General features: G+C 61.3%; 14 protein-coding genes and 1 tRNA gene. 11 read left to right on the forward strand and 4 right to left on the reverse strand.

All coding sequences use genetic code 11. From position 1 onward, the window contains the following. Positions 1-17 precede the first annotated feature (17 nt). From RA29_RS04185 to RA29_RS04210, 6 genes are all read left to right on the forward strand, one after another. Positions 18-1,184 carry a D-alanyl-D-alanine carboxypeptidase family protein gene (locus RA29_RS04185; RefSeq protein WP_039683172.1) on the forward strand — a complete coding sequence of 389 codons (1,167 nt, stop codon included), beginning with the start codon at positions 18-20 and terminating at the stop codon, positions 1,182-1,184. Beyond that, on the forward strand, positions 1,181-1,816 hold the full coding sequence (tmk, locus tag RA29_RS04190) for a dTMP kinase (protein ID WP_039683174.1): 636 nt from the start codon (positions 1,181-1,183) through the stop codon (positions 1,814-1,816). The genes RA29_RS04185 and tmk overlap by 4 nt, the downstream gene beginning before the upstream one ends. Before the next feature lie 73 nt (positions 1,817-1,889). Further along, complete coding sequence (locus tag RA29_RS04195; protein WP_039683177.1) at positions 1,890-3,008, forward strand: DNA polymerase III subunit delta'; 1,119 nt, start codon at positions 1,890-1,892, stop codon at positions 3,006-3,008. After that, the gene (locus RA29_RS04200; protein ID WP_039683179.1) at positions 3,005-3,805 is read left to right on the forward strand and encodes a TatD family hydrolase; all 801 of its coding nucleotides are present in this window, start codon (positions 3,005-3,007) and stop codon (positions 3,803-3,805) included. The genes RA29_RS04195 and RA29_RS04200 overlap by 4 nt, the downstream gene beginning before the upstream one ends. After that, entirely contained in the window at positions 3,802-4,605 is an 804-nt protein-coding gene (locus tag RA29_RS04205) for an MBL fold metallo-hydrolase (RefSeq protein WP_039683181.1), read from the forward strand. Before RA29_RS04200 ends, RA29_RS04205 begins: the two co-directional genes overlap by 4 nt. Before the next feature lie 66 nt (positions 4,606-4,671). Then, a complete protein-coding gene (locus RA29_RS04210) occupies positions 4,672-5,601 on the forward strand; it encodes an AEC family transporter (RefSeq protein ID WP_039683183.1) in 930 nt (309 codons plus the stop codon). On the opposite strand, the gene RA29_RS04215 is transcribed toward RA29_RS04210, so the two are convergent. After that, positions 5,561-6,466 (reverse strand): YihY/virulence factor BrkB family protein, encoded by a 906-nt coding sequence (locus RA29_RS04215; protein WP_082029426.1) that lies wholly within the window; start codon positions 6,464-6,466, stop codon positions 5,561-5,563. The genes RA29_RS04210 and RA29_RS04215 overlap by 41 nt on opposite strands. Positions 6,467-6,521: 55 nt before the next feature. Beyond that, positions 6,522-6,606 (reverse strand) — tRNA-Leu (locus tag RA29_RS04220). A 126-nt stretch (positions 6,607-6,732) separates the two neighbouring features. Here RA29_RS04220 and RA29_RS04225 point away from each other — a divergent pair. Next, positions 6,733-7,236 (forward strand): Hint domain-containing protein, encoded by a 504-nt coding sequence (locus RA29_RS04225; RefSeq protein ID WP_039683184.1) that lies wholly within the window; start codon positions 6,733-6,735, stop codon positions 7,234-7,236. Here the strand turns inward: RA29_RS04225 and RA29_RS04230 are convergent. After that, on the reverse strand, positions 7,233-8,933 hold the full coding sequence (locus RA29_RS04230) for a bifunctional ADP-dependent NAD(P)H-hydrate dehydratase/NAD(P)H-hydrate epimerase (protein WP_039683186.1): 1,701 nt from the start codon (positions 8,931-8,933) through the stop codon (positions 7,233-7,235). The two genes, RA29_RS04225 and RA29_RS04230, sit on opposite strands and share 4 nt — an antisense overlap. Positions 8,934-9,106: 173 nt before the next feature. On the opposite strand from RA29_RS04230, the gene RA29_RS04235 reads away from it, so the two are divergent. The 4 genes from RA29_RS04235 (at position 9,107) to RA29_RS04250 (ending at position 12,987) form a co-directional block, all read left to right on the forward strand. Then, positions 9,107-9,445 carry a P-II family nitrogen regulator gene (locus RA29_RS04235; protein WP_039683188.1) on the forward strand — a complete coding sequence of 113 codons (339 nt, stop codon included), beginning with the start codon at positions 9,107-9,109 and terminating at the stop codon, positions 9,443-9,445. A gap of 33 nt (positions 9,446-9,478) precedes the next feature. Further along, positions 9,479-10,882 (forward strand): type I glutamate--ammonia ligase, encoded by a 1,404-nt coding sequence (gene glnA, locus RA29_RS04240; RefSeq protein ID WP_039683190.1) that lies wholly within the window; start codon positions 9,479-9,481, stop codon positions 10,880-10,882. Positions 10,883-11,549: 667 nt separating this feature from the next. Continuing rightward, positions 11,550-12,353 (forward strand): lytic transglycosylase domain-containing protein, encoded by an 804-nt coding sequence (locus RA29_RS04245; RefSeq protein WP_052249457.1) that lies wholly within the window; start codon positions 11,550-11,552, stop codon positions 12,351-12,353. 190 nt (positions 12,354-12,543) lie between these two features. Continuing rightward, positions 12,544-12,987, forward strand: coding sequence for a glyoxalase superfamily protein (locus RA29_RS04250; protein WP_039683191.1), 444 nt, complete (start codon positions 12,544-12,546; stop codon positions 12,985-12,987). 28 nt (positions 12,988-13,015) lie between these two features. Here RA29_RS04250 and RA29_RS04255 read toward each other — a convergent pair whose 3' ends face one another. Then, entirely contained in the window at positions 13,016-13,762 is a 747-nt protein-coding gene (locus tag RA29_RS04255) for a DUF3445 domain-containing protein (RefSeq protein ID WP_039683952.1), read from the reverse strand. Between the last annotated feature and the right edge of the window lie 48 nt (positions 13,763-13,810).

Consider the following 13,810-nt stretch of genomic DNA (forward strand, 5'->3'; position numbering starts at 1 on the left):
TCAGGAGCAAATCACCCGTGATCCGCCCCCTTGCTGCCGCCGCTCTGCTGATTGCGAGCACCGCCCTGCCCGTCACCGCGTTTGAGACGCGCGCGACGGCGGCCTATGTGATCGACCACACGACCGGCACTGTTCTGCTGAACAAGAACGCGGATGAGCCGATGCCGCCCGCGTCCATGTCCAAGTTGATGACGCTGTACATGGCGTTCGAGGCTGTGCAGCGCGGGCAATTGTCCATGACGGACGAGTTGGTCGTGTCGGCCCATGCCCACAGCTTTGGCGGATCGACCATGTTCTTGAAGCAGGGCGAACGTGTCACGGTCGAAGACCTGATCCGCGGCATTATCGTGCTGTCTGGCAACGACGCCTGCGTCGTTATTGCAGAAGCGCTTAGCCCAGACGGGACAGAGGCGGGTTTCGCCCGCCTGATGACCCGGCGCGCCCAGGAAATGGGCATGACCAATTCGACCTTTGCCAATTCCAGCGGCTGGCCCGCAGCAGGGCACCTGATGTCGATGCGCGATCTGGGTCTGCTGGCGCAGCGCCTGATCACGGACTACCCGGAATTCTACCCGATGTTCTCGGAAACCGAATTCCTCTTTGATCCAAATGAAAGCGCCAACCGCTTCAACCGTAATCCGCTCCTGAACCTCGGTATTGGCGCCGATGGGCTCAAGACCGGACACACGCAGGAAGCAGGCTACGGGCTGACAGGTTCGGCCAAACAGGGCGATCGCCGCGTGGTATTTGTCATCTCGGGTCTCGATACAATCGAAGGCCGCGCGCAGGAATCCGAAGCTATTGTGAACTGGGCCTTCCGCCAATTCGCCGAACGCACTGTGGTCGAAGCCGGTACACGTGTCGCCACCGCCCGCGTCTGGGAAGGTGCGGAACCCGAAGTGGGCCTCGTGCCCGAAGAAGACATCACCGTCCTTCTGCCCATCCTCGCGGGCAAGACCGTCAACGCCGAGGTGGTCTATACCGGACCGATCCAAGCGCCCATTGCTGCGGGCACACCGCTGGGTGAGTTGGTTATCCAACCCGAAGGGCTGCCAGAAGTGGTCATCCCGCTGCTGGCAGAAGCGGACGTGCCCCATGGCGGCTTCCTCGCCAAGATCTCGACAGCCGCGCTGTCTCTGATCGAACGCTTCAACGAGGAAACCGCGCCAGAAGGTGGCGCGTGACGTCCAAAGGGCACTTTATCACCTTCGAAGGCATCGACGGCTCCGGCAAATCCACCCAAGCGCGGTTGCTGGCCGATCACCTGCGCGACCTTGGCCATGACGTGATCCTGACGCGCGAGCCCGGGGGCAGCCCGGGCGCCGAAGAAATACGCGCGCTCGTTTTGCAAGGTGACCCTGATCGCTGGTCCGCTGAAACCGAACTCCTGCTCTTCACCGCTGCCCGGCGCGACCACATGGAGCGGCTGATCCAACCGGCCATGGACGCGGGCAAGATCGTCATCTGCGACCGTTTTGCCGACAGCACACGCATGTATCAGGGCCTCAGCCGTGGTGATCTGCGGGCCAAGGTGGACACGCTGCATGAGCTGATGATTGGCCGAGAGCCCGACCTGACCATCCTGATCGACATGGACCCGACCCAAGGGCTCGCCCGCGCCAAGGGACGCCAAGGCATCGAAGAGCGGTTCGAAGACTTTGGCAGCGATCTCCAGGAAAAGATGCGCGCAGGCTTTCTCGCGCTTGCCAACGAATTCCCGGATCGCTTTCGCAAGATCAACGGTGCCCAAGATGTCGACGCCGTATCTCGCGACGTCCAGACAGTCGCCGCCTCATATCTGTCTTCTTCTGACTGAAAATACGACGGGGGGAGGCGCATATGCGCCGGGGGGCTGGCCCCCCAGCTACGTCCGATGCTAGGTCACACCCATGGCCGATGACACCCAGGACCCCACGCGCATTCCCGGCGCACCGCACCCGCGCGAAACCGTGAACCTGATCGGCCAGGACGCAGCCCAGGCGGCATTCCTGGATGCATTCAATGGTGGTCGATTGCACCACGCATGGCTGCTGACGGGCCCACGCGGTGTGGGCAAGGCTACCCTTGCCTGGCGCATCGCACGCTTCCTGCTGGCCACCCCGGATCCGGACCCCGACGACATGTTCGGCGCGCCGGTCCCGGCCACGCTTGATGTCTCGCCCGACCATCCTGTCGCAAGGCGGATCGCAGCGGGCGCCGATCCGGGACTGAAATCCGTACACCGGACCGAGAACGAAAAGACCAAGCGCCTGCGCGATCAGATCACCATCGACGACATCCGCGCACTCGGGTCATTCTTCCAACTCAGTGCGACCGATGGCGGACGCAGGGTCGTGATCATCGACGCAGCCGACGACATGAACGTCAACGCCGCGAACGCGCTGCTGAAGATGCTGGAGGAACCACCTGCCCGCACCACACTCCTGTTGATTTGCCACCAGCCAAGCCGCCTGTTACCGACCATCCGCTCGCGCTGCCGCACGCTGCGCTTGGGCACGCTTGATCCGCAGCAGATGGAACAGGCCATGGCTCAGGCCGGGGTGGATCCCGGCCCGGATGCGACAGCACTCGCCGAACTCAGTGCGGGATCAGTTGGCGATGCCCTGCGCCTGTCCCTCCTCGATGGGCTCAAGATCTACCGCGAAGTGATCCACATTCTTGGCACCTTACCGAACCTCGACCGCGGGCGCGCGCTGGTCTTGGCCGAAGCAGCCGCAGGGCGCGGGGCCGAGGAAAAGCTCGACCTTCTATACACTCTGATCGACGTGGCCCTGTCGCGCCTAGCCCGCACCGGCGCTTTGGGTCACCCGCCCCCGGTCGAGGCGGCACCGGACGAAGGTGCCATTCTGATGCGCCTCGCCCCGCACGCACAACAAGCCCGCGCTTGGGCACAGACCGCACAGACGGCGCTGGCCCGCGCCCGCCACGGCAGGGCGGTCAACCTTGACCCTGCGGCGCTGGTCCTAGATACGCTGTTCAAACTATCCGAGATGGCCCCCGCCCGATGACCCCAGAAATCACCGACAGCCACTGCCACCTCGACTTCCCCGATTTCGAGGGCCAGATGCCCGAGATCGTTGCGCGCGCCGCAGAGGCGGGTGTTACGCGCATGGTCACAATTTGCACGAAACTGCGGCTGGAACCACAGGTCCGCGCCATCGCCGAAGCCCACGCGCCCGTTTTCTATGCCGCAGGAACGCACCCTATGAGTGCCGCAGACGAGCCGCTGGCAACGGCGGATGAGTTGATTGCCCTGGCGCAGCATCCGAAATTCGTGGGCATCGGAGAGACCGGGCTGGACTACCACTACACTTCCGATAGCGCCGATGTTCAAAAACAGTCCCTGCGCATCCACATCGCAGCAGCACGCGAAACGGGCCTGCCGCTCATCATTCACGCGCGGGCGGCGGATGACGATATGGCCCGCATTCTGACGGAGGAATTTAAGCAGGGCGCCTACACCTGCGTCATGCACTGCTTTTCCTCGTCTCCGGAACTGGCGCGCGCAGCACTCGATCTCGGCTTCTATTTGTCGATGTCCGGCATCACCGCTTTTCCCAAAAGCCAGGACTTGCGCGATATCTTCGCCGCCGCACCCATGGACCGCATCCTCGTGGAAACGGACGCGCCCTACCTCGCGCCACCGCCCCATCGCGGCAAACGCAACGAACCCGCCTTCACGGCACACACCGCGCGCAAGGGGGCCGAGACGATGGGCCTCGACTACGCCGAATTTGCCGCACAAACACAGAAGAACTTTGACCGCCTGTTCGCCAAGGCCGCAGCCTACAAGGTTGCTGCATGACGGATACTCTGACGTTCACGATCCTCGGGTGCGGATCGTCCGGAGGGGTGCCGCGGCTCGGTGGGAACTGGGGCGCGTGCGATCCCGACAACCCCAAAAACCGGCGACAGCGCTGCTCCATGCTGGTGGAGCGTACCAGCAAAAACGGCACGACGACGGTGCTGATCGACACCTCGCCAGATCTGCGCAACCAGCTTCTGACCACCGGAACCGGACGGCTTGATGGCGTGATCTACACCCACGCCCACGCCGATCATGTGCACGGCATCGACGACCTGCGGATGATCGTCTTCAACATGCGCGAACGGTTACAGGTCTGGGCCGATGGCGACACGCAAGACGACCTGATCAGCCGCTTCGGCTATGCCTTTGTCCAGCCCAAGGGCTCGCCCTACCCGCCCATCCTCGAACTGAATACGATCGATGGCGATACGGTGATTGACGGGCCCGGCGGCGCCATCACCTTCACACCGTTCCAGGTCAATCACGGCAGCATCGATGCGCTCGGCTTCCGCATCGGCGATGTGGCCTACCTGCCCGATGTCGCGACCATCCCCGACGCGGTCTGGCCCGCCCTGGACGGGCTGGACACATGGATCGTCGACGCCCTGCGCCGCGACCCGCACCCGACGCACAGCCACCTCGAAAACACCCTGGAATGGATCGAACGGGTCAAACCGAAACGCGCGATCCTCACCAACATGCATATAGACCTCGACTATGAGACGGTGTTGAACGAAACGCCAAACCACATTGAACCCGCCTATGACGGTCTGACTGTGACGCGCCCCGTGTCCTGACCTTCCCTATTTGAAAAAATCCCCGCCGGAGGCTCCCACCCTCTGACCCGCCGCAAAGGCCCGAACATGCAAGCGCTTCTTGAGGTCATCCTGCCCGTCTTTCTGGTGATCGGGTTCGGATACGTTGCCGTCTGGCGTGGTTTTTTCACCCAAAGCGGCGTCGACGGTTTGATGAAGTTTTCGCAGAACTTCGCCATCCCCTGCCTGCTGTTCTCGGCCATCGAAAATCTTGACCTGTCGGCCAGCCTCGACCTGCGCCTGCTCACCAGCTTCTATGTCGGTGCCGCAGCCGGATTTGCGGTGGGCACAGCGGGCGCATTCTATATCTTCAACCGCAACATAGAGGACAGCATTGCCATCGGCTTTTGCTGCTTGTTCTCGAATTCCGTCCTTCTGGGCCTTGCCATCAACGAACGCGCATATGGGCCAGAGGCTCTGTCGGGGGCCTTCACCATCATCGCCTTCCATTCGCCCTTCTGTTACGGGCTTGGCATCACCGCGATGGAGATTGCACGCAACCGCGGGCAAGGCGCGCTGACAATGGCCCGCGGCGTCGCAAAAGCAATGTTTCGCAACGTGCTGGTTCTGGCCATCATGGCAGGGTTTGCCGTGAACCTCAGCGGGCTCACACTACCAGATGTGCTGCAGGACGGGCTCGACCTGGTCGTCCGGGCCGCCCTGCCCACGGCGCTTTTTGCCCTGGGCGGAGTGCTGATCCAATACCGTCCCGAGGGTGACGCACGGGTGATCGCGATGGTCTGCGCAATCTCGCTGCTGCTACACCCGGCTATCACCTTTGGACTGGGCAACGCGCTGTCCGTCCCTGCTGATTTGCATAAAACCACGGTGCTTACGGCAGCCATGGCACCGGGCGTGAACGGCTACATCTTTGCCAACATGTACGGACGCGCCAAGCGCGTGGCCGCGACATCCGTGCTGGTCGCCACCGCCCTGACTATTCTGACGGCTTGGATGTGGCTGGTGGTTCTGGGATAGACAGCTTTGCGCGCCGCGCCCGCGCCAATTCCGCATTCAATGCACCGCCCAGCAACACCAGGTAAGCGCTGATAAATAGCCAAAGCAACATGACAATCACCGCGCCGATGGACCCATACACCTCGTTGTAATTGCCAAAGTTTTGCAGGTAGACGGAAAACCCGGTTGATGCAGCGATCCAGCAGACAACCGCAAAGACGGCGCCGGGCGAAATCAGGCGCGGACGCTGGCCAGACAGGTTGGGTCCCAATCGGTAAATGACCGAGAAACCGGCAAGAAGAACGGCAATACCAACGGCCCAGCGCAGCACCTCGACGCCGAAATTGGCCCAGGGTCCAAGCGGCAGGAACGCAAGGACGACCGGCACAACCACGATGCAGGCCATGGCTGTCAGGACCACACCGATCAGGCTCAGCGTCAGCAGGAAAGCACGGATGTAGTGGGCCACGCCCGACCGGTTTGGCGCGTCGTAAATCGCGTTCAGGCCCTGCATCAGCGCAGCCACCCCCGCACGCGCCGACCACAGGGCAAATCCGAACGACAGAAGCGACGCCCAGCCCAGCGTGAGCCCGTCCGTCGTCGCAAGCTTCACGAGCTGCGCCGCGAGCAAGGCATAGACATCCGCGGGGATCAGCGCCTGAAACTCCTCCATCTGCCGCAGCGCCAAGGCGGGATCGCCGATGATCCCCCACAAGGCAATCGTCGCTGCAATGCCCGGAAACACCGCGAGGATGGCGTAAAATGCCACCCCCGCCGCGATCAGGCCCAGATGCTTTTCATCATTCAAACGCGCGACATGCCGAATGGCACGCCACCAAAGGGCGGGATCTTTGGGCGGCACGCTGCTTGTTTCGGGCTGGGTCATGAGGTGTGAACGTATGAAACCGCCAACGGTTTCTCAACGCCGTTCCGGCCATTTCTGGTGCGGGCGGGGAGACTCGAACTCCCACACCTTGCGGCGCCAGAACCTAAATCTGGTGCGTCTACCAATTCCGCCACGCCCGCAACACGCGCCCACATAGCAAAGAGCACGCGGGGAGGCGAGACGTATTTGCGAAAAATGACGCGACATTAAGCGGGTGTTGAGGTAACCTGTGCCCAACCTAGAGGCAGGTTACAGAAAGAGACGCCATGAAACCGAAAACGGTCGGGCGCGAAACGGTCGGGCGGATGCCCCCTTTGCGCATTGATATCGCGCATGTCGGACTTGTGTCCGGCACGCTTCTTTTGACATCCGATGGTGAAATCCCGGTCGAGTATCTCTCGGCAGGGGATCGTATCGTCACCCGCAACGCCGGGATGGTCCCGCTGACTGCGACACAATCCTACCGCACGACGGATGAGGCGGTGAAGATCGCCGCCGGATCGCTCGGGGATACGAAGCCGACGCACCATGTCATTATCCCCGCCGCCCAGATGGTGCTGGTGCGCGACTGGCGGGCCAGGGCGATGCGCGGCGCGGCCCAAGCGGTGATGCCCGCCGGATGTCTGATCGACGATGAGTTCATTACATCGCTCGGTCCGCGGCAAATGACCCTTGTGCGGCTCGGCTTTGAAGCACCGCATGTTGTTTATGCGGACGGGCTCGAATTGTCGGTTCCCGCGATGAGGATGATGGGGGCCGAAGCCGCCTAGGCCCCCAAATCGCGCAACACCCGGGGAAGCATCTCGGGTAGGTCTTCGGCAATCAGGCCGGGGCCGAAGGCGCGGGCGCATTCGACATGCAGCCAAGCAGCAGCTTCGCAAGAAGCCATTGGGTCAAGACCGCGCGCCAACAAGCCGGTGATGAAGCCGGCCAGCACGTCCCCAGCGCCAGCGGTTGCAAGCCACGGCACCTCGCGCTCGTATGCCGCAGCGTGGACGGAACAGCAGCCATCCGGGTGCGCGATCACTGTATCCGGCCCCTTGAATAGAACGATGGCCCCGCATCGCTTGGCTGCTTCTCGCGTAGCATCCACCTTTGAGTAAGCCGGACCCCGGTCCGGCACGGCTTTCAGCTTTTCCGAAATGTCAGGAAACAGCCGCGCAAACTCCCCGCCGTGCGGCGTCAAAACCGCATGTTCGTTGAGGGCCTCCATGCGCCCCGGTTCTCGCGCAATCAGGGTCAAAGCATCTGCGTCAAAAACCACCCGCCTCGTAAGGCGGAGGTATCCTCCGCCCAGCACGGCATCCACCAGCGCTCCTGCATGATCATGCAAGCCCAAACCGGGTCCAATGCACAGCGCATTTATCCGGGCATCGTCCAGCAGCGCGTTCAACGCATCGTCATCGTCGATGCGTTGCAACATCAAGGACGTGATCTGCGACGCAACCTCCATCTGAGCGGAGGGCGGCACACCCAGTGTGACCAGCCCCGCCCCGATCCGCAACGCACCACGTGCTGCGAGGCGCGCCGCACCCGTACGACCCGGGCCGCCGGTCAAGATCAGCGCATGGCCGTGGTCAAACTTATGCAGGGAGCGCGGCACGCCCTTATCTAGCAAATCATAGGGCCAAATGCGTCGGCCTCCGCCCTTGGGTGGATCAAAATCCAAAAGACACGCAATCTCTGGGTCTCGCGGAAACTGCAAATGCGACGGGTGCCGGTCCTCGGCTCCCAGCCCGATTTCAGCGACCCTCAGAGCGAAGTCGTGTGAGCGCAGATAATGCCCTACCTTACGACGATGAAACGTTACTGTAAGGTGGGTCCCCACAAGTCGTTGAGACGCATCCTCAAGCCACCAAGCATGGTGCGCATCAACATCCTCTGTATCGCGCAGCTCAGGCGGATACTCGGGCATCAGAAAATTGCCGCTGTCGCAATCCATGCCAGATGGGCAATCCAATGCGACGACATGGTATGGCAGCAGCCAAGGGTGAGTGTCGCCGACGTCGCGGTCCCGCACGGCATGATGCGCCAGTGCACAGTCAAGCGGAATGGCCCGGGTCAGGCCAGTTCCAAAAATTGCATCAACCATTAGGGTCGGTCGCGCGCCTTCTGCAACCCGATCCACCACCATCGGCTCGACGACACCGAGCATGCGCCAGCGGTCATAATTCGTCTTTGCATCCGGCGGCAATTTCTCCGCATCGCCGTATAGAAACACTTCGATGGTCCAACCGCGTCCATGCAGTAGGCGCGCCACCACAAAACCGTCACCCCCATTGTTGCCGGGACCGCACAGCACAACGGCCCGATGCGCGCCCTGCCGTAGCTTTGGCCACTCCTCGAAGACCGCCTCGACCACACCTGCGCCTGCGCGCTCCATCAACTCCAGGCCCGTCACCGCCCCCGACTCAATCGCCGCCTGTTCAAGCCCCCGCATCTGTGCAGCCGTCAGCAGTTCAGTCATGCTGAAATCTCCAAAGTTTTTATTTCGCACATTTTTTGTGCGCTTTGCACAATCGGAGTGCGCACACCTCACAATCGGTGCGACGCGCGCCTATTCTCTACCGCATCCCATGGACGTCCCAAACCCGGAAATGGTCCATCCCAATCCAAGGCGCGACAAAGGGAGGCCAGCCCATGAAGAAGATCGAAGCAATCATTAAGCCCTTCAAGCTTGATGAGGTAAAAGAGGCACTGCAAGAAGTTGGTGTTCAAGGGCTTTCGGTCATCGAAGTGAAAGGGTTTGGGCGCCAAAAGGGTCATACCGAATTGTATCGCGGTGCCGAATACGTGGTCGACTTCCTGCCCAAGGTGAAAGTCGAAGTCGTGCTTGACGACGATCAGGTCGACGCCGCCATCGCAGCCATCGTTGATGCTGCCAAGACCGAGAAAATCGGCGACGGGAAGATCTTTGTCACCCCCATCGAACAGACTATCCGCATCCGTACCGGTGAAACCGGCTCGGACGCGCTGTAACTCAATACCAAACGTCAGGAAGGACACATAGGAATGGCCAACCCCGTTCTCGATATGATCAAGGAAGAAGGCGCCGAGTACGTCGACATCCGCTTTACAGACCCGCGCGGCAAGCTGCAGCACGTCACCGTCATGGCCGACCAGGTCGACGAAGACTTCCTTGAAGAAGGTTTTATGTTTGACGGCTCCTCCATCGCAGGCTGGAAGTCGATTGAAGCCTCCGACATGAAATTGATGCCCGACCAGAACAGCGCCTATGTCGATCCGTTCTACGCCGAAAAAACGATCTGCGTGCACTGCTCGGTCGTGGAGCCCGACACGGGCGAAGCCTATGACCGCGACCCGCGCGGCACCGCAGAAAAAGCCGAAGCTTACCTGAAATCCTCCGGCATCGGCGACACGGCCTTCTTCGGCCCCGAAGCTGAATTCTTCTTGTTCGACGACGTCCGCTTCTCGAACTCGATCAACAAAGTGTCCTACGAAGTCGACGCAACCGACGCGTCCTGGAACACCGACACCGAATACGAGATGGGCAACATGGGCCACCGTCCCGGCGTCAAGGGCGGCTACTTCCCCGTGAACCCCACGGACGAAAGCCAGGACCTGCGTTCCGAGATGCTGTCCACCATGAAGCGCCTCGGCATGAAGGTCGACAAGCACCACCACGAAGTGGCGTCCTGTCAGCACGAGCTGGGTCTGATCTTTGACAGCCTGACCAAGCAAGCTGATGAGCTGCAGAAATACAAGTATGTCATCCACAACGTCGCCGCCGCCTACGGCAAGTCGGCCACGTTCATGCCCAAACCCATCGCGGGCGACAACGGCACCGGCATGCACTGCAACATGTCGATCTGGAAAGACGGCAAGCCGCTGTTCGCAGGCGACAAATACGCCGATCTGTCCGACGAAGCCCTGTACTTCATCGGCGGCATCCTGAAGCACGCCAAGGCCCTCAACGCCTTCACCAACCCGTCGACCAACAGCTACAAGCGTCTGATCCCCGGCTTTGAAGCCCCCGTGCTGCGCGCCTACTCGGCCCGCAACCGCTCGGGCTGCGTCCGGATCCCATGGACCGAGTCGCCCAAAGCCAAGCGGGTTGAAGCACGCTTCCCCGATCCGTCGGCCAACCCCTACCTGTGCTTTGCAGCGCTGCTGATGGCTGGCCTCGACGGCATCCAGAACAAGATCCATCCCGGCGATCCTTCGGACAAGGACCTCTACGATCTGCCGCCAGAAGAGCTGGCCGGTATCCCGACCGTCTGTGGTTCGCTGCGTGAAGCCATGGAAGAGCTGGAAGCCGACATGGACTTCCTACTGGCCGGTGACGTGTTCACCAAGGACCAGATCGAGGGCTACATCGCACTCAAGATGGAAGAGATCGAAACATACGAACACACACCGCACCCGGTTGAGTTCGGCATGTACTACAGCTGCTGATCCTCCCTGGCAGTTGAAACTTGAAGCGCCCCAATTTTGGGGCGCTTTTTTTATGCGGTCGGCGGCTGGGCCAAGCCTACTCAGGAACTGCGTTCAACCTGACCTCCTCCGGCCATTTCCTAAGGCGTGGCGACGCCTCGGATCAACGCAGCTTCTGCATTTTGTCAGGGCCCATGCCAAATCGGTATATATCTGCAAATGAAAAAGGGACGAGCCTTCCAAACGGCAGCGTTCGGACAGTTTGTGCCCAACATTTTACGCTTCCAAAGCCATCTCAAAGGGAATCTACTTCACTACCATCGCGCGAAAATCCAGCGGCCTGCCGCGATTGCAGGCAGAGCAAAACCCTTTGCAAACAGCGCCCTGCCCCGACAGCGCTCAAAACATGAGCGTATTTTCGCCTATCTCGCTGCGGCGCAGCAGAGGTGGTGTATTCCTGACTTGCATCAAACGCGCTACAGCGAGACCATACCTTTATTAATACTTTAAAAGTGGTGAATTATATGACGACAACTCAATTTTGCCTCCGCGTTTGTGTAGCGGCCTCGGTTATTATGGGGCTCCACATGATCCTCACGCACATGGCCTGAAGACATATAGAAAAAGCTTGGGGTGACGCATATGCGCGCGCTACCCCAAGTCAGCACTGTCAGAGGGAGGAAGACAGATGTGTTTGAAACATTTGCTCGGCGGTACCTTCGCCGCGGCACTCGGTCTGGCAGCGCAAGTTGCGCATGCACAATGCGGGAATACATCTGCCGGATTTGAAGCGTGGAAGGCTGGTTTTGCAGCCGAAGCAAAGCGGGCCGGTGTCCAATCCCGCGGCCTTCAGGCCCTCGCAGGTGCCACATACGCCACCCGCACCATCGCGGCAGACCGCAATCAAAAGTCATTCCGCTACAGCCTCGACAAGTTCATGCAGGTCCGTGGGGCTGATACGATTGTTGCGCAAGGCCGCAAGCGCAAAGCGCGAAGCCCGGATTTCTACGCAGCGCTTGAACGCCAATACGGCGTGCCCGCCGGTGTTCTGATTGCAATCCACGGCATGGAAACGGCCTTTGGTGGCTTCATGGGGGACAGCTCGGTCGTATCCGCCATCGTCACTCTGACCTATGACTGCCGCCGCTCTGATTTCTTCAAACCACACGCGATCGGCGCGCTTAAACTGGTCGATCAAGGCTCCATTACCGGTGCCACCAAGGGCGCGAAACATGGCGAGTTGGGGCATACACAGTTCCTGCCCGGCAACGCGCTGACATATGGCGTCGACGCCAACGGCGACGGCCGTGTCGATCTCTACAACCAAACCGATGCCCTGGCATCGACGGCAAACTTCCTGCGTCAAAAGGGCTGGAAACCGGGTCAGGGCTACCAACAGGGCCAACCGAACTTTGCCGTGATCAAACAGTGGAATGCAGCCACCGTCTACCAGCAGTCCATCGCGATCATGGGCGCCCGGATCGACGGCTGAGGCCCGAGCAAACGGCGCGAGCGGACACTTGCGCCCCCGCACATATCGGCGTATCAGCCGCGCATAGGGTTCAGGCCCCTGCCCTCCGCATCGTGGTGAAGTCCTGATTGTCCGACCTCTTTCACGGTCGCAGCCTCGGCAACGCGGAGCCCCGAACGCCAAACCACGCGACCGTATAACGGAGCTGGATATGGATATCCCCCTACCCTCACGATCTGCGCTCAAGGCGCAGGCCAAACGTTTGCGACAGACGGTCAACGCGGCAGGCACGCCGTTGACGCACGCAGAAGCCCTTGAAACCGTCGCCCGCCAATGGGGCGCGCGGGATTGGAACACGCTCAGCGCGCGGGCCCAGGATGCGCCGCAGCAAGGCTATGCCCCAGGGCAGCGCGTCAGTGGCCGGTATCTGGGCCATCGCTTCTGTGGGTTCGTCAAAGCCGCGCGGCTTATGCCGGGTGGTCGGCACGCGCTGACCTTGCGGTTTGACGATGCGATTGACGTGGTGCAGTCGCGACAATTCTCAGCCTGGCGCAAACAGGTGAATTGCGTGGTGAACGGCAAGGGCCGCTCGCTGCGCGTCACCTCGAACGGGCAACCGCATGTCATCATCAACGATGCCTGGTCCGGCGCATGATACCTCGTAAGGCGGGCGTGCCGCCCGCCTACTCCAAGGGTGGCACGTCGGCGCGGGCCAATACGTAGGTGTGGATCGCAAACACCACTGCCCGGCTCTGCGGCAGGCGCAACAGCGTTTGCCGTTCGGTCCGGTAGTACGACCCATCCTGTGACCCGGCCCCGACACGCCGTGGTTCAAACTGCGAGCGGGGCTGAAACAATTCCGGGTCCTCGTACCAAAGCTGATTGAACCGCCACAGCGGACGTCCTACCTGGATCCCGTCAAACAGCCGCTGGACACGACGGGCCAGATCGTCGGTGTAGTCCTCAACCGGGATGTGAATATCGATCAGCGGACGCCCCGCCTTTTCGCTGAGCCGCCACGAGGCCGGAAAACATAAGACAGCCCCGGTCAACACATGCGCGTCACCGCGCTTTTCCATCAACACGAAATCGTTCTGGCACAGCCGCCCAAGCGTCTCCAAAGGCGCGGTGCGGTCCATTGGAACGCAGCGCCCATCCGGGCAGATCAGCTGCGCCTCGCCCATCTCGAACCCGAGAGCAGGCAGGCAGTCCAGAACGCTTTCCAGCAGTTCCTCCGCCGCGGGTCGCGCCAGCGGATCAAGATACAGCACATCGGCAGGTTGCTCCGCCAACAGCGCCTCCCGGCGCGCCATCTGCGCGGCATAGGCGTCATCGACACGCAACCACGGCCCACGCTCGGGCTGAATGCCCGGCAAGGCACGCGCCACGCGCATATCATCGGGCAAATGCGTCTGCAAAATCGCGGTCATGGCCCGTTGTGCCACGCGGCCCACCACCCCTCCAGCGGAAAAAAACGC

Origin of the sequence: Tateyamaria sp. ANG-S1 (assembly GCF_000814025.1) — a bacterium.
Lineage (GTDB): Bacteria > Pseudomonadota > Alphaproteobacteria > Rhodobacterales > Rhodobacteraceae > Tateyamaria.